Genomic DNA, 26,537 nt, shown 5'->3' on the forward strand with positions numbered 1-26,537 from the left:
ATATTTTCTTACTGCAAATATCCCTTTGAATCAAAAGTAAAAACTTCCGATTCGGTGCGGGCGTTTTTCATGATATTAGAGAGCTCTTCAACCATTTCCGGATGCTGTTCGGCCACATTGTTTTCTTCCCCCAAATCTGTTGAAAGGTTGTACAACTCGGTGGTTGTTTTTTCAGGATCGAGAACGTTGTACCTCACGAGTTTCCAGTTTCCCTTTCGAACAGCCTGCCGGCCACCACGTTCATGAAATTCCCAGTACATGTATTCATGTTCTTTCTGTTTCTTTTCATTACCCAGAAGAGTTGGCAGAAAAGAAATTCCGTCGATATCTTCAGGAACGCTGGCTCCTGAAATTTCAGCCACGGTTGGAAAAATATCCCAGAAAGCCGAAATGTGATCGGTTTCGCTGCCGGCTACAATTTTTCCATTCCAAACAGCAATCATCGGAACGCGGATTCCACCTTCGTACAAATCGCGTTTATAGCCTTTTAGCGGACCGTTGCTGTCGAAATAATCGGGATCGGCACCGCCTTCCATGTGCGGACCGTTATCGGACGTAAAAATGATGAGGGTATTTTCATAAACACCGAGTTCTTTCAACTTCGCTATAATTTCACCCACCTGCATATCGAGGTAATCAATCATGGCTGCAAAAGCGGCATGTGATTCAGGTTGCGAACCATAAGGACCCTGTCTGAAATTTTCTCCTTCATCCACTCCCTTGTATTTTTTTTCAGGAAGAAATTTGTCCCGGTATTTTTCCATGTATTCTTCGGGTGCAAACAGTTCAGCATGAGGAATGATGGACGGGTAGTACATAAAAAAAGGTTTGTCTTTGTTTTCTTCCAGAAATTTCATGGCGTGTTCATGAATGATTTCCGGTCCGTACACACCGGTTTGCGTGCCTGAATTTCCTTCCAGCATTACTTTTTCCTGATTGTGCCACATGTGGTAAGGGTAGTAATGATGCCCGATTCGCTGGCAGTTGTATCCGTAAAATTCACCAAATCCCTGGTTGTTGGGATCCCCTTCCGAACCCGGATAGCCAAGTCCCCATTTTCCAAAAGCTCCGGTCACATATCCGGCATCCTGCAGTGCTTCGGCCATTGTTACCGCTTCGGCTTTTAGCGGGTACTGACCTTCGGGTTTCCACTCTTTGTTGCCACGAATGAAAGTGTGTCCGGTATGCTTGCCCGTCATCAGCGACGAACGGGAAGGCGCACAAACTGTGGAACCGGAATAGTGCTGGGTAAACTTCATCCCGTTTTCAGCCAGGTTGTCGATGTTGGGCGTTTCAAAATGGGTTTGCCCGTAGCAGCTTAAATCGCCATAACCCAGGTCGTCTGCAAGGATGTAAACGATGTTGGGTTTTGCGGATTTTTCATTTTTTTGTTTTGTCTGATTGGTACATGAAATAAGATACAAGTTAAAAATTAATAAAAAAAGAATAAGGTTTTTCATTTTGAAAACTATTATGGTTTATTGAATTGTGATAACGTTAATTTTTATTGCTAAATACTAAATTTATTTCTTCGTAAGAATCTATTAACTCAGGAAGAGTTAAAACATTTATATCAAGAATTTTGCAAACAGCAGGAAGTTTTTTAAAAGATTTATTATCGTTGCTTGTTTCTGTTTCCTCCGTAACAATATAAAGAACACTCTCAAATAAATTCTTGTTTTTCAGACAAAAGAGAAGAAGTTTTGCGTCTGCTGATTCAAGATAGGCGTTTTTGCGATTTTCAAATTCAACTGCAGTAAGTTTATTTCTTATCGCGCCATTTATGAATTGATTTTCAAGCTGATTAAAGAATTTTGTTGTCGGAAGAAGTTCTTCAGTCTTAACCCTTATTTTTTTGTCATTTAAATAATTGATTGACTTTAACACGAGTCCTTTTGAAGTATATTTACATTCTTCGTAAACCTTATCAAGAATTATTATTTCTCCTGATTTAATTTTTGATTCAATGAGGTTGTATAATATCTCGTTTTTATCAAAGGGCAAGTAATAACGTACCAATGATAATAATGAACTGGTATCTATCACCACTCTCATGAAATATATTTCTCTAGTTTTTCGGGTTTAATGTTAAGTCGTTTACAAACTTCATATTCGTTCAAAACTCCTTCATAAAAAGCAGTTTGAATGGTAGAAATTAAAAGAGGGGATTTTATTGGTTGAGGAGCAGCGCCTCTTTGTTTAATACCTTTATCTTTATCAAGTTCCTGGTTTATTTTTTCTTTTTCGAGTTTCCTTTGATATTTTTCGAACAAATCAGTTTTTATTTTTGAATAGTCATTATTCGAAAGTTTTTTCTCATAAAGTAATCTCGTAAATAATGCAATCTGACTAAGATGGGTGTGTTTTGATATTTTTTCAATTATTTCAAAATGATAGTCATTTGAAGAATCAGCTTTTTGAATCATATATAAGTCATTTGCATAATCTCCCACAAGAAAAAAGTATGCGAAATCATTGCACCATCTTTCTATTTTAGAAAAATCTGTTTTTGATATCTGTTGGTAATCTAAAAAATCAATTTCTTCTTCATTTAAAAGGAAATGCCCTAATTCATGAACCAATGAGAAGATTTCTCTACGAAAAGCCTTTTGCTGGCGTTTAAGAACAATTACATTGGGATTCAGAAAGAAACCGTCTATGTTGGCTTTTTCTTTTTTATTCCAGGTTTCAACAAATTCAAAAACCAGAATATTAAACTCTGCAAATTTTCCAATTAAAGACTTGAGAAATTCTTTTAGATCAGATGAATATCCTGGATGCAATATTTTTCTTAACTCTTGGGCAACAAATTTTGGATTGTCTTTTGTATTGTAAACTTTAAAAACTCTATCTGTTTTTAGATCAGCTAATTTTGAAATTGCAGAGAGAGAGATTTTGAATTCTTCAAACTCGTTCACAATCTTGCGGGCTCCAAAATTCAGTTCAGAATTAAAGCTTTCTTTTCTAAAAAATACACTGGCATCTTTTGATTTTTCTGGTGCTTTTGGATCTAAATAGAAATGAAGTCCTTTATTAAAAAAACTATCAATCCTTTTTAAGTGGTTTAACTTTATTTTTGTTGAAAACAATTCTTTTTGCGTAATAGGATTTTTTAATCCTTTACTAATCTTCTCTGATAATTCTTCAACAGATAAACCATATATGTCGAGAAGATACTTTAGTCTTGATATGTTTTGTTCTATGTACAAGAATTGATTACATTTTTTTCAAAGATACATTATTATAGATTTTTTGCAGCAATCAAATTTAATTTGAAGGTTAATTTTTAGTTTGAATTTTTATTGTTTCCGGTTTCAATCCTTTCCCGTTTATTTTCAACTCAATTTCACCTGCTTCTTCGAGCGACTGAACCGTTACCACCAGTTTTCCACTGAAAGCCTTCATCGTGGGTTTGTGAAACATTTCCAGAGAAGTAGGGTCTCCATTGCAAACCACTTTAAATTTTCCAGCGCCGGAAACATTGAAGTTTAGCTGGTTGTCAGCAGTCGGACAAAGATTTCCGTTTTTATCAACTACCGTTGCCCCACTGGTCGGGCACTTCGTTTCCGGCGCTCCACATTACAATTGAAGGATGATTTCGTGTGGCGCGAACCAAATTGACCACATCTTTTTCCGCCCATTCATCAAACCAGCGGTTGTAACCGTTTTTAACTTTTGGTTTGGCCCACTCATCAAAGCTTTCGGCCAGCATCAGGATTCCCATTTCGTCGCACAATTCCACCTGTTCAATGGAAGGCATGTTGTGGGCCGAACGAATAGCATTGCCTCCCATGTCCTTCAAAATGGTGAGCTGACGTTTGAGCGCCGCCCTGTTTACTGCAGCTCCCAGCGGGCCCAAATCGTGATGCAGGCAAACCCCTTTAAATTTAGTGACTTCGCCGTTCAGCACCAGTCCTTTTCCCCGCTCGTATTCAACAGTCCGGATGCCAAAACGAATGGTTTGTTCGTCTTTCAGTTCATTGCCCTGGTACAACTTCATCGCAGCAAAATAGAGATTGGGTTCCTTCAGGCTCCAGATTTTGGGATGGGGAACGCCAATATTCTGCTCCATCTGGTTTCCGAATAGTTTATCTGTCGATTCGGTGGCAACAACTTTTCCTTCAGTGTCTTTGATTTCGGTTACCAGCATCGTATTTTCCCCGTTAATTTCTGTTTTTATGTTCACTTTGGCTACCTCGTCTGACAAAAAAGGCGTAGTGATAAATGTTCCCCAGTGTTTAAAGTTGACCTCATGCTTAACGATTAACTGTACTTTGCGGTAAATCCCGGTGCCCGGGTACCAGCGCGATGAGAAAGGCAGGTTCTCCAACCGGACAGCCAGCAGGTTTTTGTCGCCTTCTTTTAAATAACCAGTAATATCGAAATAGAAATAGGCATAGCCATAAGGATGATTTCCCACCTTTTTGCCATTCACCCACACATGGGCATCGCTCATGGCACCGTCAAAAGTCAGCAGTACTTTTTTGCCTTCTTTAAACCCGGGAACTTCAAATGTTTTCCGGTACCAGCCCACGCCAATGTGTGGTAAGGCTCCGGTCCGTCCGGTTCTCAGGCGGGCTTCCTCTTCCATATCCTGCTGCACGCGGACTTTTTGTGCATCAATTGTTTTGTCGAAAGGTCCTGTTATCGCCCAGTCGTGGGGCACTGAAACAGTTTCCCAGGTAGAGGTGCTTAACTCCTGGTTTTCAGCTCCTTCTACATCCTGGTTGATGAATTTCCAGTTGTCTTCCAGCGAAATAACTGTGCGGGGCGTGCTGTTTTGGGAGAAACTGATTGTTGCAATCAAAAGGGAAAGAATTGTCAGAAAATTTTTTTTCATGGCAATAGGTTTATGAATAATTTTGGTAATCAAAGAGATATTTATTCTTTATCCCTGCAAACACATACAAAAATAACCGGAATTTTAAAGTGCCTGCTGTCATTGTGTGTTTTTTTGGAATCTTTATTTTTCTCTGTCGTTTTGTAGAACACCTTTCTTGTCATCATTTATCTTTTGAAAAGTTTACGCCAAAGAATAGGTGTTGTTGCCAGGCTTCGAAAAAATCAGGAATCAGTACAATACCTCAGTTTTTAGATAGAAACATATAAGCAATTTGAGAATTAACTTTCAGCTTTTTGCCTGATTTATATTTAACAAAATTAAATAATTTTGTATTGAAAAAGTCGTTAAAAATAAACTGCAAAATGGAAGAGAAGACCTTTTTTTATAAACTTTTGCTTGATGGAAACTTCGAATTTTGCCATGATGATTGTAAAATGAAAGAATTCAGTAAAATGTCACTTTCTGAACTGATTGAAAAGGCAAGGGAAATGAGTTCTGTGGAAATTAGAACCATTATCAGCAGGCATGAAGATTGCCTGAAAAATTACTGGCATAAATTTGCCAGTTAAATCTGCTTTTCCTGTTTCTGTTTTGCGGTTAATGGAGAAGTTGGTCAGCGGGGCAATCATCCCGTTGAACAGGCCGGTGGGTTTCCACCGAACGAAAGTCTGGCCCGGCGCAGGATTCATTTCGGCTCCCAGACGGTAGCGCCACTTTCCTTTTAAATCAATTTCAATATCATCAGCCAGCAGTTCGTAAGGTTTGTCGGGCACAAAGCCACCGCGGCCGCTGTTACTGACTACACGCACAACAATCGTGTTTTATTTACCATGTTTGAAATTACGGCAGTTCCGCGGTTACCGCATCCGATTATTCCCAAGCGGATGGCGGAATTGGCCCGGCTACCGAAAACGGTGGATGGTTTTAAAATGGTGAGTGCGGAAATGGCAGCTGTGGAGGCCACAAAGTTTCTACGGTTGATTGGTTTCATAACAGTACGTTTGATTTATAGACTTAAAGACCAAAGTTAAGAAAGAAAAATAACAAATGACAAAAATCAAATTTCAAATAAGCTCCAAAAACTGAAAAACCAATTATCGAAACAATATAAATTTCAGAATTTTGGAATTTATAGGTTTTGAAAATTGGAATTTATTTGCGATTTGTGATTTGCAATTTGGATATTACTGTCATCAATTCATTATGCCCAAAAAAATTGGGTGAGCGCTCGAAATGACAATTTAAAGTTGACACAGCATTTGTAGAGTTTGCAATTAATCCTTTTAACGTTTCTAAACCGCTTGACGGTTAGCTCCTGAAAACAAAAAAAGCCGGGCAACAGCCCGGCACACATGCTAAAATGGGGTGTGAAACTGTATTAGAACAGTTTTTTAAATCCTACAACGTCTTTTACTTCCTGTAATGTTTTTGCAGCCGACTCACGGGCTTTTTCAGCACCTATCCGGGCCACTTTTGCAAGATAAGCATCATCTTCCAGAATGGCAATAATCCGTTCGCGAATTGGTGTGGTATATTTGATAATATCTTCGGCCAGTTGCTTTTTCATGTCGCCGTAGCGGATTTCGCAGTTGTTGTACTGTTCATTAAAATGCCGCACTGTATCGGGTTCCGAAACAATTTCCATCAGCGTAAACAGGTTTTGCACCGGCTCCGGTTTTTCCTGGTTCATTTCAGTAGGGCCGGCATCAGTAATAGCGCGCATCACTTTTTTGCGAATCGATTTCGGGTCTTCAAACAGGTTGATGGCATTGCCTTCCGATTTTCCCATTTTGCCGCTGCCGTCGAGGCCGGGCACTTTTATCATGTCTTTTCCGTCGAACGTGTAGGGCCGCGGAATAGGGAAGACATCTTTTTTGTACATCCGGTTAAAGCGTTTGGCAAATTTGCGGGCCATTTCCAGGTTTTGTTCCTGGTCTTTACCTACCGGCACAAAGTTGGCTTTGTGAATGATAATATCGGCTGCCATCAAAACCGGGTAGGTGAGGAGCCCGGCGTTTACATTCTCTGGTTGCTGGCGCGCTTTGTCTTTAAACGAAGTGGTGCGTTCCAGTTCGCCGAGGTAAGCGTTCATATTCAGGATGGTATATAATTCGGTCACCTCCGGGACATCGCTCTGGATGTAAATGGTGGCTTTCTCCGGGTCGATGCCGCAGGCCAGGTATTCGGCCAGCACCTGTTTTACGCCCGACTGCAAATCTTTTGGCGTGGGGTGCGTGGTGAGTGAATGGATATCGGCAATAAAAAAGTAGCAGTTGAAATCTTCCTGCATCCGCACAAAATTACGCACCGCCCCAAAATAGTTGCCGAGGTGTAAATATCCGGTGGGCCGTATCCCGCTTAAAACTGTCGGTTTATTTGTCATTTTTCCTGATTGTCAAATTCGGATGCAAAAATAAGCAAACAACCCAAAACTAAAAAGGGAAAAACAGAAGGGGCTGAAAAGCTGAGTTGTCGAAGCTTGAATTATTTCCCTGATACCTTACCTTTCCTGCCGAATTTCTGTAATTTTGCTTTTCTATAACAGTTTAACAGATGGCAAAAATCAGGGTAACCAAACGGTTTCATTTCGAGATGGCGCACACGCTTTACGGGTACGATGGGTTGTGCCGGAATATTCACGGACATTCGTACAACCTGGAAGTGACGCTTGCCGGTGAGCCGCGCAATGAGCCCGGTCATCCGAAAGATGGCATGGTGATGGATTTTGCCGATTTGAAGCACCTCGTAAAATCGGAAATTGTCAACCGGTTCGACCACTCCCTTATGGTGAATAAACTGGTTCCGGAACAACAAATTGAGTTGCTGCGAGAAACTTCCGAACGGATTATCCAGGTCGATTTTCAGCCCACTACCGAAAATATCGTCAGTTACATTGCCGAAATCTTTCAGGAAAAACTGCCACCCGGCGTTTCGCTTTTCAGTATCCGGCTTTTTGAAACGGTGACCGCTTTTGCCGAGTGGTTTGCAGAAGATAATCAGTAAAATAAAATATTATGACAGAAAGCAGCCCGAAAAAACTTTTCCTGCTCGATGCTTACGCGTTGATTTACAGAAGTTATTATGCATTTATCCGTAATCCGCGGTTTAACTCGAAAGGGGTGAATACCTCCGCAATGCTTGGTTTTGTAAACACTCTCACACAACTGCTCGATGCAGAAGATCCACACTATATCGGGGTTGTTTTCGATGTGTCGGCACCCACTTTCCGCCACGAGATGTACAAGGAATACAAAGCCAACCGCGAGGAAATGCCCGAGGATTTGCGCAAATCCATTCCGTACATCCGCAAAATTATCGAAGCGTTCAATATTCCGATTATTGAAAAGGAAGGCTTTGAAGCCGACGATGTAATCGGCACACTGGCACAAAAAGCCAAACCCGAAGGTTTCGATACCTTTATGATGACACCGGATAAAGATTATGCGCAGTTGGTGGAAGATCACGTGCGGATGTACAAACCCGCCAAGCAGGGCGGCGCTGCCGAAATATGGGGACCGGAGGAGGTAAAAAAGAATTTCGGAATAGAAAATACGGAGCAGGTGATTGATATCCTGGGTTTGATGGGCGACAGCTCCGACAATATTCCCGGATGTCCGGGCATCGGGCCCAAAACAGCTGAAAAACTGATTGCCAAATACGGCAGCATCGATGGAATTTACGAAAACATAGACGATTTGAAAGGCAAGCAAAAAGAGAACTTGCTGGAGTTTAAAGACCAGGTGTATTTGTCTCGAAAGTTGGTGACCATCATCCAGGATGTGCCCATTGAATTCGACAAAAAAGGGCTCACCCGTGATGAGGTGGATAAGGAAGCGCTAAAAGCCATTTTCGAAGACCTGGAATTCCGCACTCTCGCCCAGCGGCTGGGACTTGAAGAGGTAAAAACAAGCGTGGCGACACAGCAGTCGCTTTTTGGAGATGTGGAGGCGGCGCAGCCCGTTACCCAAAAGCGCGAAAACCTGGAATCGGTTCCGCATCAGTATTATTTGGTGGAAGATGAAATGCAGCGCGCCAGCTTGCGGGCGGAACTTTCGGTGGCCGAAGCGTTTTGTTTCGACACCGAAACCACCGGGCTCGACACCCATTCTTCCGAAATTGTTTGCCTCTCATTTTCATTCCGCAAGCACGAGGCTTATTGTGTTTTGCTACCCACCAAAAAAGAGGAGGCCCAGAAAGTGCTGGACGAATTCCGCGCTATTTTTGCCGATGAAAACATTTTGAAAATCGCCCAGAACATCAAATATGACATTCTGATGCTGAGTAATTACGGCATCGAGGTGAAAGGCAAACTTTACGACACGATGCTGGCGCACTACCTCATTCAGCCCGAGCAAAAACACAACCTCGACTATTTGTGCGATATTTACCTGAATTACGAAAAAGTACCTACCGAAAATCTGATTGGCAAAAAAGGGAAAAACCAGTTGACCATGCGGTCGGTTGGCAAAGAAAAACTGCGCGATTATGCCTGTGAGGATGCGGATTTAACGTTTCAATTGAAACAGGTGCTCGACCCGAAACTGGATGAGTACGAAATGCGCGAACTGTTCGAAACGATGGAGATGCCGCTGGTGCCGGTGCTGGTGCACATGGAAAATGCAGGGGTGAAAATTAATTCGGAGGTGTTAAAAGAATACGCCAAAAAACTCAGGAAGCAGATTATTGAGATTGAAAAAGAGATACACGAGATGGCAGGGGAGGAGTTCAATGTTTCGTCGCCTAAACAGTTGGGGCCTATTCTTTTTGAAAAACTGAAAATCGATACCAATGCCCGCAAAACAAAAACCAAACAATATTCTACTTCCGAAGAAGTGTTGGTTCGCCTGGCCGACCGGCATCCGATAATAAATAAAATTCTGGAATTCAGGGGGCTGAAAAAGTTGCTTTCTACCTACGTGGAAGCGCTTCCTGAAATTGTCAATAAAAAAACCGGTAAAATTCACTCATCGTTTAACCAGGCCATTACTGCCACCGGGCGGTTGAGTTCCATCAATCCAAACCTGCAAAACATTCCCATCCGCGACGAAGCCGGGCGTGAAATCCGGCGGGCTTTCATTCCGTCCGATGAGGAGCACACTTTTCTTTCTGCCGACTATTCGCAAATTGAGCTGCGCATTATGGCCGCGCTGAGCAAGGATGAGGAGATGCTGAAGGCTTTTAGCGAAGGGAAAGATATTCACGCCATTACAGCCGCCAAAATTTACAAAGTTCCCGAAAATGAAGTGACTTCCGAAATGCGGCGCAAGGCCAAAACCGCCAATTTCGGAATCATTTACGGAATTTCAGCCTACGGACTTTCGCAACGACTGAACATTCCCAGGAAAGAAGCCAAAGAGTTGATCGACGGCTATTTTGAAAATTTCCCGAAAATTAAAGGATTCATGGACAGGCAAATAGAACTGGCCAGAAATAAAGGGTATGTGCAAACAATTAAAGGGCGTAAACGTTATTTAAATGACATTAATTCAGCCAATGGTACCGTCCGCGGCATGGCAGAACGTAACGCCATAAACGCGCCCATACAGGGCTCGGCCGCCGACATAATAAAAATGGCAATGATTAAAATTTTTGAATCGTTTAAAAACGAAAAATTAAAATCAAAAATGATATTACAAGTGCACGATGAGCTGAATTTTGATGTGTTAAAAACGGAACTTGAACAGGTAAAAAAGATTGTTAAAAATGAGATGGAAAATGCTGTTCATTTTGATGTTCCGTTAACTGTTGAAATGAATGCTGCCGACAATTGGCTCGATGCCCATTAATTATGCAACAACGAATAACTGAAATAGAAACAGAAGACGATTACCGGGAGGCCCTCAACCGCTTCATCAAGTTATGCGAAACCCAAAAAACCGATGAAGATCTCAAAGAGTTGCTTCTTCTCTCCGATTTAATGGGAAAATACGAACGTGAAAATTGCGGGGATAGCTGAAAGCTTACCCCCATACAACCGTTGAAAATGGTTCTCCAGATGGTTGCGCATTGCCGACCGGAATTTATCGGGAGAACCATTTTTTAATATATCAACCAGCCGTAATTTCAGCACATTGCTGTTTATCATGCACAAAAAAAGCCGGTAACATAAGTTATCAGCTTTAATATTCGAATTATTTTAAATTCTATTTCCCTTTGGCAATATCAATTCCAATGCGCTGACCTTTGAATTTGGCATTTTTCATCGATTTCACAATTTGCTTCTCGTAACGCTTGTCCACTTCGAAAAATGAAAAATTTTTCATCACCTCGATGTCGCCAATTTCGGCGCTTTTGTTGGGCAGGTGCTCGTTTACAAGGTCGATAATTTTTCGTTTGTTGATGCCGTTTTTCTTGCCCATGTTGAAAAAGAACCTTGCAAAATCGTAATCGCCGCGGCTTTTTTTACTGCGGCCGCCACGGTTGCTTCGTCCACCACGTTCACTACGTCTTCCTCTTCCTTCAGAATAGCGCGATTCATCGTGGCTTGCGCGAGACTCATCCACATTGATATCGGGCGCATTTTCGTAATATTTCAGAAAACGATTAAACTCTACCGAAACAAAGCGTTTGATTAAATCCTCACGCTCGAGCCAGGAAAGTTTTTTGTAGATAACGGGCATAAAAGACTCTATCTCCGTTTCTTTTACTTCCACTTTTTCCACCCCGTCAATCAGGTTAAACAGCTGTTTTTCGCAAATCTCTTTTCCTGACGGAACCTGTTGCTGAATAAATTTCTTATTCACTTTTTTCTCTACCTGCCGCAGTTTGCCTTTTTCGCGAAGGTGAATTAAAGTCACCGAAATTCCGCGTTTGCCGGCCCGGCCTGTTCGTCCGCTGCGGTGAATATAAATTTCAGGATCATCCGGAAGATTATAGTTGATAACGTGCGTGAGATCATTCACATCCAGCCCGCGTGCGGCCACATCGGTAGCCACCAGCATTTGCAGGTGTTTGCTGCGGAACCGCGCCATCACATGGTCGCGCTGGGCCTGCGAGAGGTCACCGTGCAGCGCATCGGCATTGTACCCGTCGTGCATCAGTTTATCGGCCACATCTTTGGTTTCGGCGCGGGTACGGCAAAAAATTATCCCGTAAATATTCGGGTTCAGGTCGGCAATCCGTTTCAGCGCATTGTAGCGGTCTTTTGCATGAATTAAATAGTAATGATGTTCCACATTCTCAGCCCCGGTGTTTTTCTTGCCCACCGAAATTTCGAAAGGATTATTCATGTATTTATTCGCAATGGAAACAATTTCCTTTGGCATGGTTGCCGAAAAAAGCAAAGTTTGCTTTTCGGCGGGCGAGGTTTCCAGTATGGCATCCAAATCGTCCTTAAAACCCATGGAAAGCATCTCGTCGGCCTCATCGAGTACCAGCCAGCTAATTTCGTTTACTTTCAGCTTTTTACGCTTGATTAAATCGAGTGTTCGGCCCGGTGTGCCCACAACAATCTGGGCACCGCGTTCCAGCTGGTTAATTTGCTTTTTAATGTCAGCCCCTCCGTAAACAACGGTTATGTTTATTTTGGAAAGGTGGCTGGCGTACTTCTCCAGATCGCTGGCAATTTGAAGTGCTAATTCCCGGGTGGGACTTAAAATTAAAGTTTGGGTTGCTTTTTTGGTGGTGTCAATTTGCTGCAAAATTGGTAACCCGAATGCGGCAGTTTTGCCGGTTCCGGTTTGTGCCAGGGCTACCAGGTCTTGCTTGTCATTCATTAAAAAAGGAACTACTTTTTCCTGTATTGGTGTGGGCTGCTCAAATCCAATTTCCTCAATTGCCAATTGAATTTCGGTATTGAGGCCCATTTCGTTAAATAATGTCATTTAAAAACGTGTAAAATTTGTGGGCGCAAAGGTAACCTTTTTTAATGAATCTCAGGTATTTAAACAAATTCATTTGCAGTATTAACAAATTCATAATTCATGGTTGATATACAACTGCGTTTCACGGGTCACTTTTGCATTTTAAACTGAAATTGGCCTTTTTTCAACCGAAATAGGTTACTTTTGTTTGATGTAATATTCAATTTTAAGTTGAATTTTATGAACAGAAAATTGCCATTGAAAACAAAATCAACCATTGTGAGGCTATTTTTATGCTTAGCCCTGACTTCCGGTATGGTAACCAATTTGTGGTCGCAGCAATCAGACACCATCGTTCCCGTGCAGAAAGATCCGGAAAAAATCTTGCGGAAAATCGATATCCGTAAAATGAACCAGATGGGTTTCAATTTTTGGAAGGATAATTTTAGCGGGCACTGGGCAGGTCTCGATTTTGGGTTCAATACATTTTTAAACCCCGATTATTCCGGCTACCACACTAATTTCATGGAAAACGATATGCTCCGTTCCAATTCAACGTATATCAATTTAATTGAACAGAATATCGGGCTTCAGCGCAACCGCAACACTATTGGACTGGTTACCGGCCTGGGGCTCCACCTGCAAAGTTACCGGCTCGATAAAAGCACCACCATCCGCCAGAACGAAAACGGGATTATTGAACCCGAAACGCTTTATTTCGATGAAAACCAGAAATCAAAACTTTCCATTGCATCACTGATGGTTCCACTGCTGGCCGAATTTCAAATACCGGTAAACCATTACAAAAACCGGTTTTACATTTCAGCAGGGCTGTTTGGTGAGGTTAGAATTAGCAGCCATACCAAAATTAAGTACCGCGCCGAAGGGAAAAAGGAGAAACTTAAAGTGCCGGGACAATATGCGATTCATAATTTTAGATATGGCGTTATGGCCAGAACCGGTTACCGCTGGTTAAATGTTTTTGCTACCTACGATTTAATCCCGCTGTTTGCTGACGGGAAAGGCCCTGAATTGACACCTTTTACAATTGGTATAACATTAATTAAATTTTAAAACATGAGACCTTATATTTTAGAAGAAACCAACTGGAAACAGATTAAAAATCAGAAATACGAAGTTGCCGTTCTGCCCTGGGGAGCTACCGAGCCGCACAACTACCATTTACCGTATGGAACTGATTCGCTGGAAACAGCCCGCATTGCAGCCGATGCAACTAAAAAAGCCTGGGATAAAGGTTCAAAAATAATGGTACTTCCTGCTATTCCGCTGGGCATTCAAAACATGGGGCAGATTGAACTCCCGTTTTGTTTGCACACCCGTTTGTCCACGCAGCAGATGATTCTGGAAGATATGCTGAGTGCACTTTATAACCAGGGAATCCGGAAATTTGTGTTATTGAATGGCCATGGCGGCAACGACTTTAAACAAATTGTGCGCGACCTTCAGCCCGAATTTCCCGACATGTTAATTTCCATTGTGGAGTGGTTTAAGCTGTTTCCCCTCTCGCAACATTTTGAAGAAGAAGGCGACCATGCCAACGAGATGGAAACCAGCGTGATAATGCACTGTTTCCCGGAACTGGTGCGTCCTTTGGAAGAAGCGGGCGATGGGAAAGCGAAAAAATTCAAACTGAAAAGCCTTCAGGATAAAGTGGCCTGGACACCACGCCACTGGGGAAAAGTTTCGGAAGATACCGGTGTGGGAAACCCGAAAAAAGCTTCGGCCGAAAAAGGGAAAAAGTTTTTGGATGATGTAACCACAAAAATTGGAGATTATTTGGTTGAACTGGCCGAATGTGATTTGGATAATTTGTACGAATAAATCGGTAAAACCCAATAATTATCATTGAAAATTTCATTGATTTTTCGGTACTTGCATTTTAAAATAAAACAGGTACAATCATGAAACTATTATTAATAAGCAACTCAACCATGGCAGGGGAACCCTACCTGGATTATCCGAAATCAGAAATACAAAAATTTTTGGGTGAAAAACCGGTTACAGCGGTTTTTATTCCCTATGCTGCCGTTACATTTTCGTTCGACGAATATTGCGAAAAAGTAGAAGAACGTTTTGCTGAAGTTGGCCACCACATTGTTGGTGTGCACACTTTTAAAGACCAGGCAAAAGCCATTGAAGAAGCAGAAGCCATCGTGGTTGGCGGGGGAAATACCTGGCAACTGGTACGCATGCTTCACGACAAAAAACTGATGAACCCGATTCGTGAAGAGGCATTTAACGGCATTCCATACATTGGCTGGAGCGCCGGTGCAAACATTGCATGCCCCACCCTGCGCACCACCAACGATATGCCCATAATCGATCCGCACGGATTCGACTGTGCCGGCTTGATTCCATTTCAGATAAACCCGCATTACCTCGACGCAAATGCTGAAGGCCATGCCGGTGAAACCCGGGAACAGCGCATTATGGAATTCATAGAAATAAATCCTGAACTGTATGTGGCCGGGCTACGCGAAGGGACTATTCTTAAACTGGAAAACGAAAAACTAAAATTGATTGGTGAGCCCACCTGCCGCATATTTAAAAAAGGAAAAGAACCTGTCGAGTTAGCTCCCGACGATGATTTCAGCTTTTTAATGGAAACCGGGTTCCTGGCCTGAAACAACAATTTTAATTTCAGGCAAAAAATTAACCATAAACCTTTATTAAATTTTCAATCCGTTTTGTTCTTATTTTTTACTGTTTTTAACTGGTAATGAACAATTCACTACCTTTGCAGTGAAAAACAGGAACAATAATGGATCTTCTTTCTAACAGCTATTTTGCACTTTTCCTAATCGTTGCGTTAGGCTTTATTCTTGGCCGGGTGAAACTTTTCGGCCTTACGCTGGATGTTTCCGCAGTAATTTTTGTTGCGCTGGTTTTTGGGCACTTCGGAGTAATTGTCCCTACCGATTTTCAATACCTCGGCCTGGTACTCTTCATTTTTACTATTGGAATTCAGGCCGGTCCGGGTTTTTTCGAGTCGTTTAAAAAGGAAGGCCGGCAACTCGCTTCTTTTGCGACAATACTTATACTGGTTGCCGGATTAATTACTGTGGGAATTGTTTTTGCCTTCAAAATTGATAAAAATATTGCCATTGGTTTATTTACCGGAGCGCTTACCAGCACTCCCGGGCTTGCCGCTGCAATTGATTATACCGGTTCGCCACTGGCATCTATTGGTTATGGTGTCGGCTACCCGTTTGGGGTGATTGGAGTGATTGTATTCATCAGGTTTTTACCCAAATTAATGGGGATTTCATTAAAAAAATCGGAAGAAGAATACCAGTCAAAAATCAAAGAAGAATTCCCCGAAATAGTCCGCCGTAATTTTGTTGTTGATAACGAAAACGTGGTAGGGAAAACCATTGAAGATTTGCGTATCCGGTACATGACAAAAGCTGTGGTGTCGAGGGTTTTACACGACGGAAAGGCCGTGACACCCTCACCTGAAACGATACTCCACAAAGGCGACCTGATAAAAGCCGTAGGAACCGAGGAAGCCCTGAAAAGAGTTGAACTGCTGATTGGAGAGCCCACCGAAGAGGAAATTCCGCTGGATCCCAACTACGATGTACGTTCGGTTTTAGTAACCAATAAAGAAGTGGTGAACAAAACCATCGGACAGATTAACCTGCTGCACACCTACAATGCTACCATTACGCGAATACGCAGGTCGGGGATTAACATTGTTCCTTCACCAAATTCAAAGTTGCAGTTTGGCGATAAACTGATTATTGCCAGTAGCAAAGCCAACATGGAAATGGTGGCCAACATTTTTGGAAATGATCAGAAACGACTGTCGGATACCGATATTTTGCCAGTTGCACTTGGAATTATTTTAGGCGTTTTGGTAGGAAAAATAAATATTGCACTGGGCAATTTCTCTTTCAGCCTGGGGCTTACAGGAGGCGTATTGGTTGTTGCACTGGGACTGAGCCGATTGGGAAAAACCGGCCCCGTAATATGGACTATGAGTGGAGCCGCCAACCAATTGTTGCGCCAGCTCGGGCTCATTTTTTTCCTGGCTGCAGTGGGTACAAGCGCCGGTGCCGAAATAGTTTCAATTTTTGAACAATATGGGTTCAAGCTGTTTTTGCTGGGTGGCGTTATTACCCTTATTCCCATGATTATTGCCGCGATTGCCGGAAAATGGTTTTTCAAAATGAATGTGTTAAGTATGCTCGGTGCGCTTAGCGGTAGTATGACAAGCACTCCCGGCCTGGCTGCAGCTGATTCCATGACTGAAACCAACGCCCACTCAATTGCTTACGCTACAGTTTATCCGGTTGCCATGGTGCTGCTTATAATTATAGTTCAGCTAATTTCTCTGATTGTCTGACGTTGAATTTCTTAATCTGTTTGCCAGGCGGATTCAACCTCGTAAATTGAAAGTTTTTCCACCTCAATTTCTCCTCCGTTATTGAAGAGTATTAAATCGTCAGATTTTTCGGCGGGTGTAAAACAATTGGAAATTACGGTTTGGCCCCCGTTGGCATATACTTCAACAGAAGCCCTGTCAATCAAAATTTCCAGTGTGATTTTATTATCGATTGGAGCCAGCGGTGCGGTTGATCCCAGCACCGACAATGTGCCGCGTTTTACGTTGTATAAAAGCTCGGTTCCCGAGTCATTTCTGCCCGCCCGAATCATAAAGCCAAAATTATTGCAGGTTTTAATATCGAATTCACCATAAATGTGAAGGCAGTCCCCACTTACTCTTCTAACCAGGTTTTTGTCAATGCCCGGAATCAGGTTTTCATTTTCCCACTGATAGTCTTTCCCGTGCAGTAGTTCAATTTCTTTTACAGGTCGGCGGGTAACTTTATAGCCAAAATTAAATTTTGTGAGTTCCAGCTCAGCCGGAAAAGTCATTTGCCCGTTAAACGGCATATCAGGAAATTCGCCACCGCGCATCCATGCGATTTGGATTGTGCGGCCATCTTCTTCCGGAATGTTACTCCAGGTTTGAGTGGCGTAATAATTTTTACCAAAATCTCCCCTCATCTTAGCCGACTCGGGCGAAAATTCTTCGCCATCAAAATTACCAACCATGTAGCTTCCGTCGCCATCAAACAGCACCCATTTGGTTTCTTCAGGCCGGTTCGATACTTTCATGGGCACAAGGTCGGGACATTCGTAATACCCGTAAACATGGCTTTTCCACTCCCAGTCAACCAAATTTTCAGAAACATAAAACGAAACTCCTTTCGACTTTTCATCTTCTGAAGTTTTCCGGTACAGCGCCATTACGTATTTCCCGGAAGGTTCGTGCCAAACCACTTTAGGATCGCGTGCATCGTCGGTTTCGTCGTAAGGAATAATGGGATTTCCTTCGTATTTTTCCCATGTACGGCCACGGTCGGTGCTGTAGGCAATGCGCTGGCCGCAATGCTGGCTGGTGTAAAAGGCAACCAGCGTTTTCACATCATTAGTTTGTTTCCCCAACAGGTTATTTTTATCCACAATTGCTGACCCGGAAAAAGCGGTGCAACGTTCCTTATCTTCTGAGTTTTCATCGGGATATAATGCAATTGGCAGATGTTCCCAATGTACCAAATCGGTACTTATGGCATGCCCCCAGTGCATGTAACCCCACTCTTTGCCTTTCGGGTTGTACTGGTAAAAAAGATGATACTCGCCATCGTAGTAAACCAATCCATTGGGATCGTTGTGCCAGTTTTTTTCAGGAGTGAAATGAAACTGGGGACGATAAAGTTCATCGTAATAGTTTTTATCGGATTTAAATGAAGCAAGTAAAAGCAAAAATAGAAGTATTAATACGCTGTTTCCTGTAGTTTTCATCTTACTGTGTTTAACGTCTGCATTTCTCATTTTTTATGGGGGTAAAATACAAAAATTACTAATCACTGCAACTGAATAAGCCCTTCCTTGATGGCATATTTAACCATATCAGCGTTGCTTTTCAGGTCCAGTTTTTCATAAATATGTTGTTTGTGCGTACCCACAGTTTTCACGCTTATAAACAGTTTTTCAGAAATTTCGCGGGTTGATTTTCCCTCCGCATAAAGTTTGAGGATTTCCAACTCCCGTTCCGAGAGTTCGTCCTGGTTACCTGTGACTTCCTCTGCAGGATCGAGGTAGCCCTGAATGACCATTTCGGTGATATCGTCGCTCAAATATTTTTTGCCTTCAACCACCGACTTTATTGCTTCAATAAGCTGGCGGTAAGTACAATTTTTAAGCAGATAACCATCGGCTCCGGCTTCCAAAACACCTTTTACAAATTGCCTGTCGGAATGCATGGACACAGCTATTATTTTAATTTCCGGCTGTTGTTTTTTTATAATCCGGGTAGCTTCAATTCCGTTCATCTTGGGCATGCCAATATCAATCAAAACCACTTCGGGATTTAAGGTTTTCACTTTCTCGGTAGCCTCTTTGCCATCTTTGGCTTCGCCAATAACTTCAATATCGGGTGCAGAAGAAATCAGATTCATCAGTCCTTCTCTGAACAACTGATGATCGTCTGCTATTAAAACTTTTATTGCCATAATTTTTAATCTTCACTGATTGGAATAACGATTGATGCTTCAGTTCCTTTTCCTTCGTCAGAATTAATTTCCAAATTTCCTTTAATGTTATCGAGTCGCTCGGTAATACTAAGCAACCCGAAACCTCCTTTTAGCGTTGCTTTTGGGTTAAGTTTTGTTTTAAATCCCACCCCATTGTCTTTCACTGTAATATAGTAATATTTTTTGTCTTTTTTCACTTCCAGTTCAATCAAATTTGCATTGGCATGTTTAATTGCATTATTTAACAACTCAGTTACTATACGGTATAAAAATATGTTGAATTCCTTTTGAATGTCAATTTCAGCGTTTTCACCCACCAATTCTGTTTGAATTCCGTGTTTATCCTGGATTTGCTCCAGCTTCCATTTGAATGCCGGGATCAGCCCCAGCTCATATAAAATTGGCGGACTAAGATCGTAAGTAATGGTTCGCGATTCGGCAATTGCCTTGTTCAGCATTTCCGATGTTTCATTAATTACCTTTTTTACATGCGGTGAGAAATCTTCGTGCACAATAGACGACAGTTTAATAAAAGCAAGCGAAAGGGTTTGACCGAGGCTGTCGTGCAGGTTTTCTGCAATTCGCCTTCGTTCCTTTTCCTCGGCCAGGGTTAATTCGGTATTCAGGTTTTTAAGTTTTTTCTGGTAGTTTTTTATTTGCTTCATGCTCTTTTTCAAGGCAATTTCAGCTTGTTTTCGTTTGGTGATATCGTAACAAACTCCCCTGAAACCATAAAACCGGCCTTTTTTATCGAATGCAGAAAAACCGCTCACCGACAGCCATGTTTTATTTTTATCGGGCAACTCAATCTCAATTTCGGAGTCATTAAAGCTCGATTTGTTTAAAAAGCTGGATTCTATTATGCTCTTTTTTGAACTGCTGTTATTAAGCTGAAACAAATCGAGGTAACTTTTTTCACCTACAATTAAGTCAGGCTTAACGCCCAGTATTTTTTCAATTACCGGACTAACATAAGTAAAGACACCTTTCGAATCTACCTCCCAGTAAAACTCCAGGGCATGTTCCGAAATCTGAAGAAAGCGCTCTTCGCTTTGCAAAAATTTGTTGGTTTGGTTTTTTATTAACAGTTCGAGGCTTTCATTTCTTTTCCTCAGCAAATCTTCTACTTTTTTGATGCGGAGCACCACATCAATTTGCGCGCGCAACTCATCCTGGCTGAAAGGTTTTGAAATAAATGCATCGGCACCGGCATTTAACCCTTTGGTACGCTCAATTGGATTTTGCCCCAATGCCGAAATCATAAGAATTGGAATGTGTTGGGTGGAAGTCTGTTTTTTAAGTGTTTTACACACTTCATAACCATTCATTTCAGGCATTAAAATATCCAAAAGAATAATTTCCGGTTTTTGGGTTTCGGCCAGTTCAATGCCTTCTTTTCCCGAGGTAGCTTGCAAAAATTCAAAATCAGTATAATACAGTTTAAAAATCTGATTTAACAAAACTAAATTTATTTCATTGTCGTCAATGGCAAGGATTTTTTTCATAAAAGATTCCTCCCGGCTGATTTAATAATTGGTTTTTGCAGTTTTAAAAACCCCTGAAGATTAACAACTTCAAAGATTACTGCTTTTACAAATGTATCATTTTTTTGTAATGAATTCTTGTTAAGAGTATAAAAAAATTAGGGGAAAATACAATTTTGCTCATACAAAAACTTCAAAAACAGCCATTTTACCCGTTGCTTTATCAGTAAAATGCTGACAAAAAAATCAGCACAACAGGCGTTAATTTCAGCAAATACCTCCTGCATAATAATCTGGCCTTTTCTACTTTAGTCATTGATTTACAAACCTTAATTACAAAATACAATGAAGTGGACGCTTCTGGTGATCTTACTCGGATTTGTTGTCAGCAATTCTGTAGGACAAAAATATTTTGGTGAAGAGCTTTTTGACTATCCCGTAAATATTCCGGTAGATGAAGTCAACAAAACTTTTGTTGCACCTCCTGCCGAATTCAGCCGGTTAAAATCGGCCAGTACCAACCAGGCCTACATTGAAGTAGCCTACATAAATTTTCCTGAAGAGGCAAAGCCGGCTTTTGAATATGCCGTTTCAATCTGGGAAAGTTTGCTTACTACCAATGTTACCATTAACGTGCAGGCCGAGTGGAAACCGCTTGAAGGGAACACAATTGCACTGTCACGCCCATCAATGTTTTATCATAATTTCGACGGGGCACAGCTGCAAAATGTGTATTACCCCGTTGCGCTGGCCGAAAAATTAAGCGGAAGAGATATTAATCCCGGTCAACCGGATATCATCTGCAGTTTCAGCAGTAATTATTCCTGGTATTTCGGAACCGACGGCAACACCCCGGTCACAAAATACGATTTTGTTACATCTGTTTTACATGAACTCACTCATGGCCTCGGGTTTTCAGGCTTCCTGAAAGACAGCGACGGAACAGGTTTTTTTAATAATAATCGCAACATACCAAGTATTTACGATTATTATGTGTTCAATCAGCAAAACCAGCAAATTTCTGACAAATCGCTATTTGAAAGCCCCTCGGCCGAATTGCACGAAGAACTTACTTCCGATCAGTTAAAATTGTATTCTGCCGAAATTGTTTCAGCCGAACAAAAAGCCATTGGCTGGTTGTATGCTCCCCAGGTTTGGGACGAGGGCTCAAGTTTGTATCACCTGAAAAAAACCGACGAATCTGACGAAAACAGCCTGATGAATGCATTTTTTTACAAAGGGGCTGCCTTTCATAACCCCGGAGAAGCCACACTTAATTTATTGTCGGAAATTGGCTGGGCCGCACCATCGTTCTATTTTGAAGAACTTAAAGACCTGGAAAAACCGTGTGCTGCCATTCCGGTAGAATTTGAGATTACCGGGATCAGCGAAGCTGAATCTTTCGATGTAAAAGCTGTTTTCTCAACCGATTACTTTTCATCTGCTGATACAGTTTTTCTCCAGTACAATAGTGCAACCGGAAAATTTTCAGGAGAAATGCCTGTTGATTTTTATTCAGGAAATATTCAGTATTATTTTACCATAAAAGATAACGCCAAAGAAAACTCCTATACACACCCGGGCAATGCACCCGAAAAAAAGTTTACAATGCGCGTTGGTCCCGATTACTTTGCACCTGAAGTCAATCACAACCCGGTAAAAATAATTTCGGAGAATGCCTCATCTGTTAATTTTTCGGCTTTTGCCACCGATAATATGGGAATTGGAGCTGTAAAAGTTGAATACAAATTGAACGGGATTTTACAGGAACCCCTGTATTTATCTGACAATGACGACGATATTTACAAAGGCATGCTTAGTCTGGATAAAAATACAATAAATGAACTCGAATACAGGATTATTGCAAAAGACATTTCATCGAACCAAAACACCAAAACTGTTCCCGGCAGCGGATTTTATTCTGTTCAACTTTTCAACCCATTTGAGCCGGTTGATAACTATGTGAATAATTTCGATAAAAACACAAACGATTTTACGCTGGCCGATTTTACTATTTCAAAAACACCCGGATTCTCAAGCGGAATTTTGCATACGCATAATCCATATCCGGTATCTGAATTGAAAACCGAAAATAACAACCTGATTGCCCAATTGAATTATCCTGTAATTTTACAACCGGGAGGTCAAATACATTTTGATGAAGTTGTGCTTGTTGAGCCGGGTGAAAAAAATCAGAACAGCGCCGATCAGGCTTTATGGGACTTTGTAATTGTTGAAGCCAGTTACGACAACGGGTTAACCTGGCACCCGTTAACCGAAGGGTATAATTCTGGAAAAAACACCGATTGGTTTTCGGCATTTACAAGTAACCTGAAAAGCACTAAATCAGAAGCTTCGGCACAGGAAAATATGCTGGTTACCCGCACCATTAACCTTACCGAAAATACTGACTTTGAAGCAGGCGACACCCTGATTTTCCGCTTCAGGCTGGCTTCCGATTATTCAGTTAACGGCTGGGGATGGGCTATCGACAACCTTTCAATTCAGGAATTTAATACCAGCTCCGATGATATTTTTGCAGAAAGCACTGCTAGTGTTTATCCCAACCCATTTAAAAACAGCTTTTTTGTTGACTGCCCGGACACCCAGGGAAATACACCGATTGAAATTGTAGTTACAGACTTATACGGAAAAACAGTTTACCGGGAAACGGGGATCGACCCCGGCTTTTCGCACAAAACAAAAATTGATTTGTCGGGAAGAAGCGCAGGTATTTACTTAGTTAGCATAAATAATGGCAGGGGAAATGTAAACACAAATAAAATTGTAAAAAACTAACAACAATACATTCAGGGAGATAAAAATAGTTCAAAACACTAAAAAAGAAAAAATGGATACTTTATTGATTGTAATTCTTGTGGCAGCGTTTACTGGTTTTGTAGCATCAATCATTGCTTTGTACAATACCCTGACCTCGCGAAAAAGAAAGAACAACTGGATTAAAGTGCACTAACCGTAAATTAATGAATAATAACAGTTTTCCCCGAAGATTGAAGGTCGCTATTGATTTCCAGACCAATAATTTGTTTGTCTGAAACTTATCCTGATTTGACGGACTTTTTTGTCCCATGCTGCTTTTTTCCAAACCAAAACCGGACATGCTAAATGTATACTGCTCCTTAAAAAATCACTAATCTGAAAAAAAAACTTGTTTGGTCCGTTTTTATTTCAAACATTTAGCGCCTATTTCTTGTATTTACATTGAGTAAAATTTTAAGCATGCAAAAACTGGTAATATTTCTATTGCTACTAACCGCAGCAATAAGTGCAACAGGTCAGAAAAAGTGGCAGAAATTGGGGTTGAAACCTGTTTATCCGGTTTGTTATGCAGCCGATAGAAATGAAAAATCATATATCCCTCCTTCGAAAGAGGTCATGAAATTGCTCAAATCAGCTGAAAAAAAATCAGAATTTATTGTCGATTACAACTACTTCCCGCAGGAAGCAATAGATGCTTTTGATTTTGCCGTTGGCCTTTGGGAAAGAATTATTGAGTCGCCGGTACCAATCCACATTGAAGCCAATTGGTCGAGCCGTGAGCCAAATGTTTTGGGTAGCTGCGGGCCAAGTGATTACGAAATGAATTTTGAAGGAGCACCACGAAAAAATGTGTACTACCCAATTGCATCGGCCGAAAAAATTATCGGTGAAGATCTTACCGGTTCAGAAAGGCCTGATATGAATGCGTATTTCAACAAAGATATACTGTGGTATTTTGGCACCGACGGGCAAACTCCCGATTCGCTCTACGATTTTGTTTCAGTGGTACTGCACGAAATCGGGCATGGCCTGGGTTTTACCGGTTTTTTTTATGTGGATAATAATAAGGGAGCTTACGGCTACTGGGAACAGGGTGATATTACGTCTTTCGATCAGCTTGTGGGGAAAAGCAGCGGCGAACTCCTTACCGATACAACTATTTACGAAAATCCTTCAACTGACCTGAAATCCGCTCTGGTTTCAGGCTCCCTCTATGCCCAAAGCCCGTCGGCATTCATTACTAATTATCCGCGCCTTTATGCTCCCGGCATCTGGGACGATGGTTCCAGTATTTATCACCTAAATGATGCCACTTATTCTTCCAGTAACAGCAATTCGCTCATGACGCATGCTATGGGCAGAGGCGAGGCAACACACGACCCGGGATCGATAACAACAGGGATTTTGGCCGATATTGGCTGGAAAAACCTGAAAATAGATTTCACCCAACTGAAGGATGTGGAGGAAGTTGACACCCTTTTATTCAGTGCCGTAATAGAAAGCGATTACGAAATTGACACCACTTCTCTTTTTGTGGTTTATTCAACCGATTCGTTTAAAAACCAACCCGATACAATCCCGCTGCTGCCAGCAGGAAATAATTTGTACGAAGCACAACTTTTACCGTCAGCAAATGCTGATTATCTCAACTACTACATATCAGCCGGCGATATAAAAAACCGCACATTCAGACAACCGACCGAAGCCCCGAACGAGTTTTTTACCGTTAATTTTGGTGAAGACAATTTGAAACCGGAAATTGAACACGAACCAATTCCTTACTTTTTTACAGCTAACAATAAACTCAACATCAACGCCACGGTAAACGACAACCTTGGAATTGATACCGTGTATGTTGAATACGCCATAAATGGAGTTCCGCAGCCCCCTTTTGGCTTAATTCCCGGGCCGGCATCCAATATTTTTGTGGGAGAATTTGAAATTTCAGAAACCCAACTGGAAGATGGCGATGAGATTACATACAAAATAGTTGCCCGCGATGCTTCGGTTGCCCAAAACACCAGCATGTTACCCGCGAATAATAATTTCAACTTTCGGGTTGAAAAAGTTTACAATCCGATTGGCGGATACATAAATGATTTTAATAATTCCAACCCCGATTTTATTCTGACCGATTTCGATATTTATACCGAAACAAATTTTAAAAACGGGGCGCTGCACAGTCCGCATCCCTACCCAAGCCCGGATCAGGATGACACAGACCTTAATTTTTCTACCATTTTGAAATATCCCGTAATTCTCGATGAAAACGCCAAAATGACTTTCGATGAAATTGTTTTGGTTGAACCTGGAGAGATTGGAACCGTTCACGGTGACTTCGATTTTTGGGATTACGTAATTGTTGAAGGAAGAAAAAAATCGGAAGAAACCTGGCTCCCGCTTGCTGATGGCTACGATGCCCGCGACAATTCAACGTGGGAAGAAAATTTCAATCTGGATTTTAATGACATGAATTCCACTACCATCGGCCAACCAGAGTGGTACGTAAACCGTGAAATAAACATGCTTGAAAACGGCAATTTTTCGGCAGGCGATACCATTTTAATCCGCTTCCGCCTGTTTTCCGATCCTTATGCACACGGCTGGGGCTGGGCTATTGACAACTTAAGGATTCAAACCCCGGTAAGTTTCCGGCAACCAATTCTTTCGCCCGGGAATATTACAGCTTACCCCAATCCTTTTCAAGACGAGTTCAATGTAAGAATTGAACCTAAATCACCGGTTAACAAGCTTCAACTGGATGTTTACAACATGTTCGGGCAAAAAGTAAAATCGGTTGAGCACCAAAACCTGCCGGGCCGGGTTTCAACAAAAATTTCACTTCAAAATCAGGCTGATGGCATTTATCTGCTTTCGGTAAAAGAAAACGGAAAACAAACTCTTACCCAAAAGTTGATTAAAAAATCAGATTGATAACAAGTCAAAAAAAAACAGGCAGGAATGTTAAAAATCTGCTAAAAAGGAATTCAAAAGGCAAATAATCTTTCAATTTTAAAATATATCTCTATCTTTGTTTCTAAATTAACAGAAAAATGATTTCGGC

General features: G+C 41.5%; 21 protein-coding genes and 1 pseudogene. 10 read left to right on the plus strand and 12 right to left on the minus strand.

Features of this window, described 5'->3' with window-relative positions; translation table 11 throughout:
* Nucleotides 1–8: 8 nt before the first annotated feature.
* The 8 genes and pseudogenes from ACTCNA_RS02145 to trpS all read right to left on the minus strand — a co-directional run bounded on the left by ACTCNA_RS02145 (nucleotide 9) and on the right by trpS (nucleotide 7,226).
* A complete protein-coding gene (locus tag ACTCNA_RS02145) occupies nucleotides 9–1,460 on the minus strand; it encodes an arylsulfatase (protein ID WP_462946250.1) in 1,452 nt (483 codons plus the stop codon).
* Between the two features lie 37 nt (nucleotides 1,461–1,497).
* A complete protein-coding gene (locus ACTCNA_RS02150; protein ID WP_462946251.1) occupies nucleotides 1,498–2,055 on the minus strand; it encodes a DUF4411 family protein in 558 nt (185 codons plus the stop codon).
* Complete coding sequence (locus ACTCNA_RS02155; RefSeq protein WP_462946252.1) at nucleotides 2,052–3,209, minus strand: ImmA/IrrE family metallo-endopeptidase; 1,158 nt, start codon at nucleotides 3,207–3,209, stop codon at nucleotides 2,052–2,054. The genes ACTCNA_RS02150 and ACTCNA_RS02155 overlap by 4 nt, the downstream gene beginning before the upstream one ends.
* A gap of 70 nt (nucleotides 3,210–3,279) precedes the next feature.
* Nucleotides 3,280–3,483 (minus strand): annotated as a pseudogene (locus ACTCNA_RS02160) (hypothetical protein); the annotation flags it as partial.
* 46 nt (nucleotides 3,484–3,529) lie between these two features.
* On the minus strand, nucleotides 3,530–4,840 hold the full coding sequence (locus ACTCNA_RS02165; RefSeq protein WP_462946253.1) for a sugar-binding domain-containing protein: 1,311 nt from the start codon (nucleotides 4,838–4,840) through the stop codon (nucleotides 3,530–3,532).
* Nucleotides 4,841–5,298: 458 nt separating this feature from the next.
* A complete protein-coding gene (locus ACTCNA_RS02170; RefSeq protein WP_462946254.1) occupies nucleotides 5,299–5,652 on the minus strand; it encodes a hypothetical protein in 354 nt (117 codons plus the stop codon).
* Nucleotides 5,643–5,834 (minus strand): hypothetical protein, encoded by a 192-nt coding sequence (locus ACTCNA_RS02175; RefSeq protein WP_462946255.1) that lies wholly within the window; start codon nucleotides 5,832–5,834, stop codon nucleotides 5,643–5,645. The genes ACTCNA_RS02170 and ACTCNA_RS02175 overlap by 10 nt, the downstream gene beginning before the upstream one ends.
* 387 nt (nucleotides 5,835–6,221) lie before the next feature.
* Entirely contained in the window at nucleotides 6,222–7,226 is a 1,005-nt protein-coding gene (trpS, locus tag ACTCNA_RS02180; protein ID WP_462946256.1) for a tryptophan--tRNA ligase, read from the minus strand.
* A gap of 170 nt (nucleotides 7,227–7,396) precedes the next feature.
* Here trpS and queD point away from each other — a divergent pair, with 170 nt between their 5' ends.
* The 3 genes from queD to ACTCNA_RS02195 are packed head-to-tail and all read left to right on the plus strand — an operon-like array spanning nucleotide 7,397 to nucleotide 10,799.
* A complete protein-coding gene (queD, locus tag ACTCNA_RS02185) occupies nucleotides 7,397–7,846 on the plus strand; it encodes a 6-carboxytetrahydropterin synthase QueD (protein ID WP_462946257.1) in 450 nt (149 codons plus the stop codon).
* A gap of 11 nt (nucleotides 7,847–7,857) precedes the next feature.
* A complete protein-coding gene (gene polA, locus ACTCNA_RS02190) occupies nucleotides 7,858–10,629 on the plus strand; it encodes a DNA polymerase I (protein WP_462946258.1) in 2,772 nt (923 codons plus the stop codon).
* 2 nt (nucleotides 10,630–10,631) lie between these two features.
* Nucleotides 10,632–10,799 carry a hypothetical protein gene (locus ACTCNA_RS02195; protein ID WP_462946259.1) on the plus strand — a complete coding sequence of 56 codons (168 nt, stop codon included), beginning with the start codon at nucleotides 10,632–10,634 and terminating at the stop codon, nucleotides 10,797–10,799.
* A gap of 187 nt (nucleotides 10,800–10,986) precedes the next feature.
* On the opposite strand, the gene ACTCNA_RS02200 is transcribed toward ACTCNA_RS02195, so the two are convergent.
* Nucleotides 10,987–12,666 (minus strand): DEAD/DEAH box helicase, encoded by a 1,680-nt coding sequence (locus tag ACTCNA_RS02200; protein WP_462946260.1) that lies wholly within the window; start codon nucleotides 12,664–12,666, stop codon nucleotides 10,987–10,989.
* 219 nt (nucleotides 12,667–12,885) lie between these two features.
* Here ACTCNA_RS02200 and ACTCNA_RS02205 point away from each other — a divergent pair, with 219 nt between their 5' ends.
* From ACTCNA_RS02205 to ACTCNA_RS02220, 4 genes are all read left to right on the plus strand, one after another.
* The gene (locus tag ACTCNA_RS02205; protein ID WP_462946261.1) at nucleotides 12,886–13,719 is read left to right on the plus strand and encodes an outer membrane beta-barrel protein; all 834 of its coding nucleotides are present in this window, start codon (nucleotides 12,886–12,888) and stop codon (nucleotides 13,717–13,719) included.
* A gap of 3 nt (nucleotides 13,720–13,722) precedes the next feature.
* Nucleotides 13,723–14,487 (plus strand): creatininase family protein, encoded by a 765-nt coding sequence (locus ACTCNA_RS02210; RefSeq protein ID WP_462946262.1) that lies wholly within the window; start codon nucleotides 13,723–13,725, stop codon nucleotides 14,485–14,487.
* Nucleotides 14,488–14,567: 80 nt separating this feature from the next.
* Complete coding sequence (gene pepE / locus ACTCNA_RS02215; protein WP_462946263.1) at nucleotides 14,568–15,290, plus strand: dipeptidase PepE; 723 nt, start codon at nucleotides 14,568–14,570, stop codon at nucleotides 15,288–15,290.
* Nucleotides 15,291–15,427: 137 nt separating this feature from the next.
* Nucleotides 15,428–17,014: an aspartate:alanine exchanger family transporter gene (locus ACTCNA_RS02220; RefSeq protein WP_462946264.1), complete on the plus strand. Its 1,587-nt coding sequence runs from the start codon at nucleotides 15,428–15,430 to the stop codon at nucleotides 17,012–17,014.
* A gap of 11 nt (nucleotides 17,015–17,025) precedes the next feature.
* Here the strand turns inward: ACTCNA_RS02220 and ACTCNA_RS02225 are convergent, their stop codons facing one another.
* The 3 genes from ACTCNA_RS02225 to ACTCNA_RS02235 form a co-directional block, all read right to left on the minus strand.
* Nucleotides 17,026–18,477, minus strand: coding sequence for a glycoside hydrolase family 32 protein (locus ACTCNA_RS02225; protein ID WP_462946265.1), 1,452 nt, complete (start codon nucleotides 18,475–18,477; stop codon nucleotides 17,026–17,028).
* Between the two features lie 62 nt (nucleotides 18,478–18,539).
* Nucleotides 18,540–19,187 (minus strand): response regulator, encoded by a 648-nt coding sequence (locus ACTCNA_RS02230; RefSeq protein WP_462946266.1) that lies wholly within the window; start codon nucleotides 19,185–19,187, stop codon nucleotides 18,540–18,542.
* A 5-nt stretch (nucleotides 19,188–19,192) separates the two neighbouring features.
* Nucleotides 19,193–20,713: a response regulator gene (locus ACTCNA_RS02235; protein ID WP_462946267.1), complete on the minus strand. Its 1,521-nt coding sequence runs from the start codon at nucleotides 20,711–20,713 to the stop codon at nucleotides 19,193–19,195.
* A 324-nt stretch (nucleotides 20,714–21,037) separates the two neighbouring features.
* On the opposite strand from ACTCNA_RS02235, the gene ACTCNA_RS02240 reads away from it, so the two are divergent.
* From ACTCNA_RS02240 to ACTCNA_RS02250, 3 genes are all read left to right on the plus strand, one after another.
* Nucleotides 21,038–23,491 (plus strand): T9SS type A sorting domain-containing protein, encoded by a 2,454-nt coding sequence (locus ACTCNA_RS02240; protein WP_462946268.1) that lies wholly within the window; start codon nucleotides 21,038–21,040, stop codon nucleotides 23,489–23,491.
* 52 nt (nucleotides 23,492–23,543) lie between these two features.
* Complete coding sequence (locus ACTCNA_RS02245) at nucleotides 23,544–23,666, plus strand: hypothetical protein (RefSeq protein ID WP_462946269.1); 123 nt, start codon at nucleotides 23,544–23,546, stop codon at nucleotides 23,664–23,666.
* A gap of 266 nt (nucleotides 23,667–23,932) precedes the next feature.
* The gene (locus tag ACTCNA_RS02250; RefSeq protein WP_462946270.1) at nucleotides 23,933–26,407 is read left to right on the plus strand and encodes a T9SS type A sorting domain-containing protein; all 2,475 of its coding nucleotides are present in this window, start codon (nucleotides 23,933–23,935) and stop codon (nucleotides 26,405–26,407) included.
* Nucleotides 26,408–26,537: the final 130 nt, after the last annotated feature.

Source organism: Tangfeifania sp. (assembly GCF_055108615.1).

Bases quoted from the DNA above. Each gene is read 5' to 3' on its own strand.
- ACTCNA_RS02145 (WP_462946250.1), bottom strand. From the start codon at position 1,460: ATGAAAAACCTTATTCTTTTTTTATTAATTTTTAACTTGTATCTTATT.
- ACTCNA_RS02150 (WP_462946251.1), bottom strand. From the start codon at position 2,055: ATGAGAGTGGTGATAGATACCAGTTCATTATTATCATTGGTACGTTAT.
- ACTCNA_RS02165 (WP_462946253.1), bottom strand. From the start codon at position 4,840: ATGAAAAAAAATTTTCTGACAATTCTTTCCCTTTTGATTGCAACAATC.
- ACTCNA_RS02175 (WP_462946255.1), bottom strand. From the start codon at position 5,834: ATGAAACCAATCAACCGTAGAAACTTTGTGGCCTCCACAGCTGCCATT.
- trpS (WP_462946256.1), bottom strand. From the start codon at position 7,226: ATGACAAATAAACCGACAGTTTTAAGCGGGATACGGCCCACCGGATAT.
- queD (WP_462946257.1), top strand. From the start codon at position 7,397: ATGGCAAAAATCAGGGTAACCAAACGGTTTCATTTCGAGATGGCGCAC.
- polA (WP_462946258.1), top strand. From the start codon at position 7,858: ATGACAGAAAGCAGCCCGAAAAAACTTTTCCTGCTCGATGCTTACGCG.
- ACTCNA_RS02195 (WP_462946259.1), top strand. From the start codon at position 10,632: ATGCAACAACGAATAACTGAAATAGAAACAGAAGACGATTACCGGGAG.
- ACTCNA_RS02200 (WP_462946260.1), bottom strand. From the start codon at position 12,666: ATGACATTATTTAACGAAATGGGCCTCAATACCGAAATTCAATTGGCA.
- ACTCNA_RS02205 (WP_462946261.1), top strand. From the start codon at position 12,886: ATGAACAGAAAATTGCCATTGAAAACAAAATCAACCATTGTGAGGCTA.
- ACTCNA_RS02210 (WP_462946262.1), top strand. From the start codon at position 13,723: ATGAGACCTTATATTTTAGAAGAAACCAACTGGAAACAGATTAAAAAT.
- pepE (WP_462946263.1), top strand. From the start codon at position 14,568: ATGAAACTATTATTAATAAGCAACTCAACCATGGCAGGGGAACCCTAC.
- ACTCNA_RS02220 (WP_462946264.1), top strand. From the start codon at position 15,428: ATGGATCTTCTTTCTAACAGCTATTTTGCACTTTTCCTAATCGTTGCG.
- ACTCNA_RS02225 (WP_462946265.1), bottom strand. From the start codon at position 18,477: ATGAAAACTACAGGAAACAGCGTATTAATACTTCTATTTTTGCTTTTA.
- ACTCNA_RS02230 (WP_462946266.1), bottom strand. From the start codon at position 19,187: ATGGCAATAAAAGTTTTAATAGCAGACGATCATCAGTTGTTCAGAGAA.
- ACTCNA_RS02235 (WP_462946267.1), bottom strand. From the start codon at position 20,713: ATGAAAAAAATCCTTGCCATTGACGACAATGAAATAAATTTAGTTTTG.
- ACTCNA_RS02240 (WP_462946268.1), top strand. From the start codon at position 21,038: ATGAAGTGGACGCTTCTGGTGATCTTACTCGGATTTGTTGTCAGCAAT.
- ACTCNA_RS02245 (WP_462946269.1), top strand. From the start codon at position 23,544: ATGGATACTTTATTGATTGTAATTCTTGTGGCAGCGTTTACTGGTTTT.
- ACTCNA_RS02250 (WP_462946270.1), top strand. From the start codon at position 23,933: ATGCAAAAACTGGTAATATTTCTATTGCTACTAACCGCAGCAATAAGT.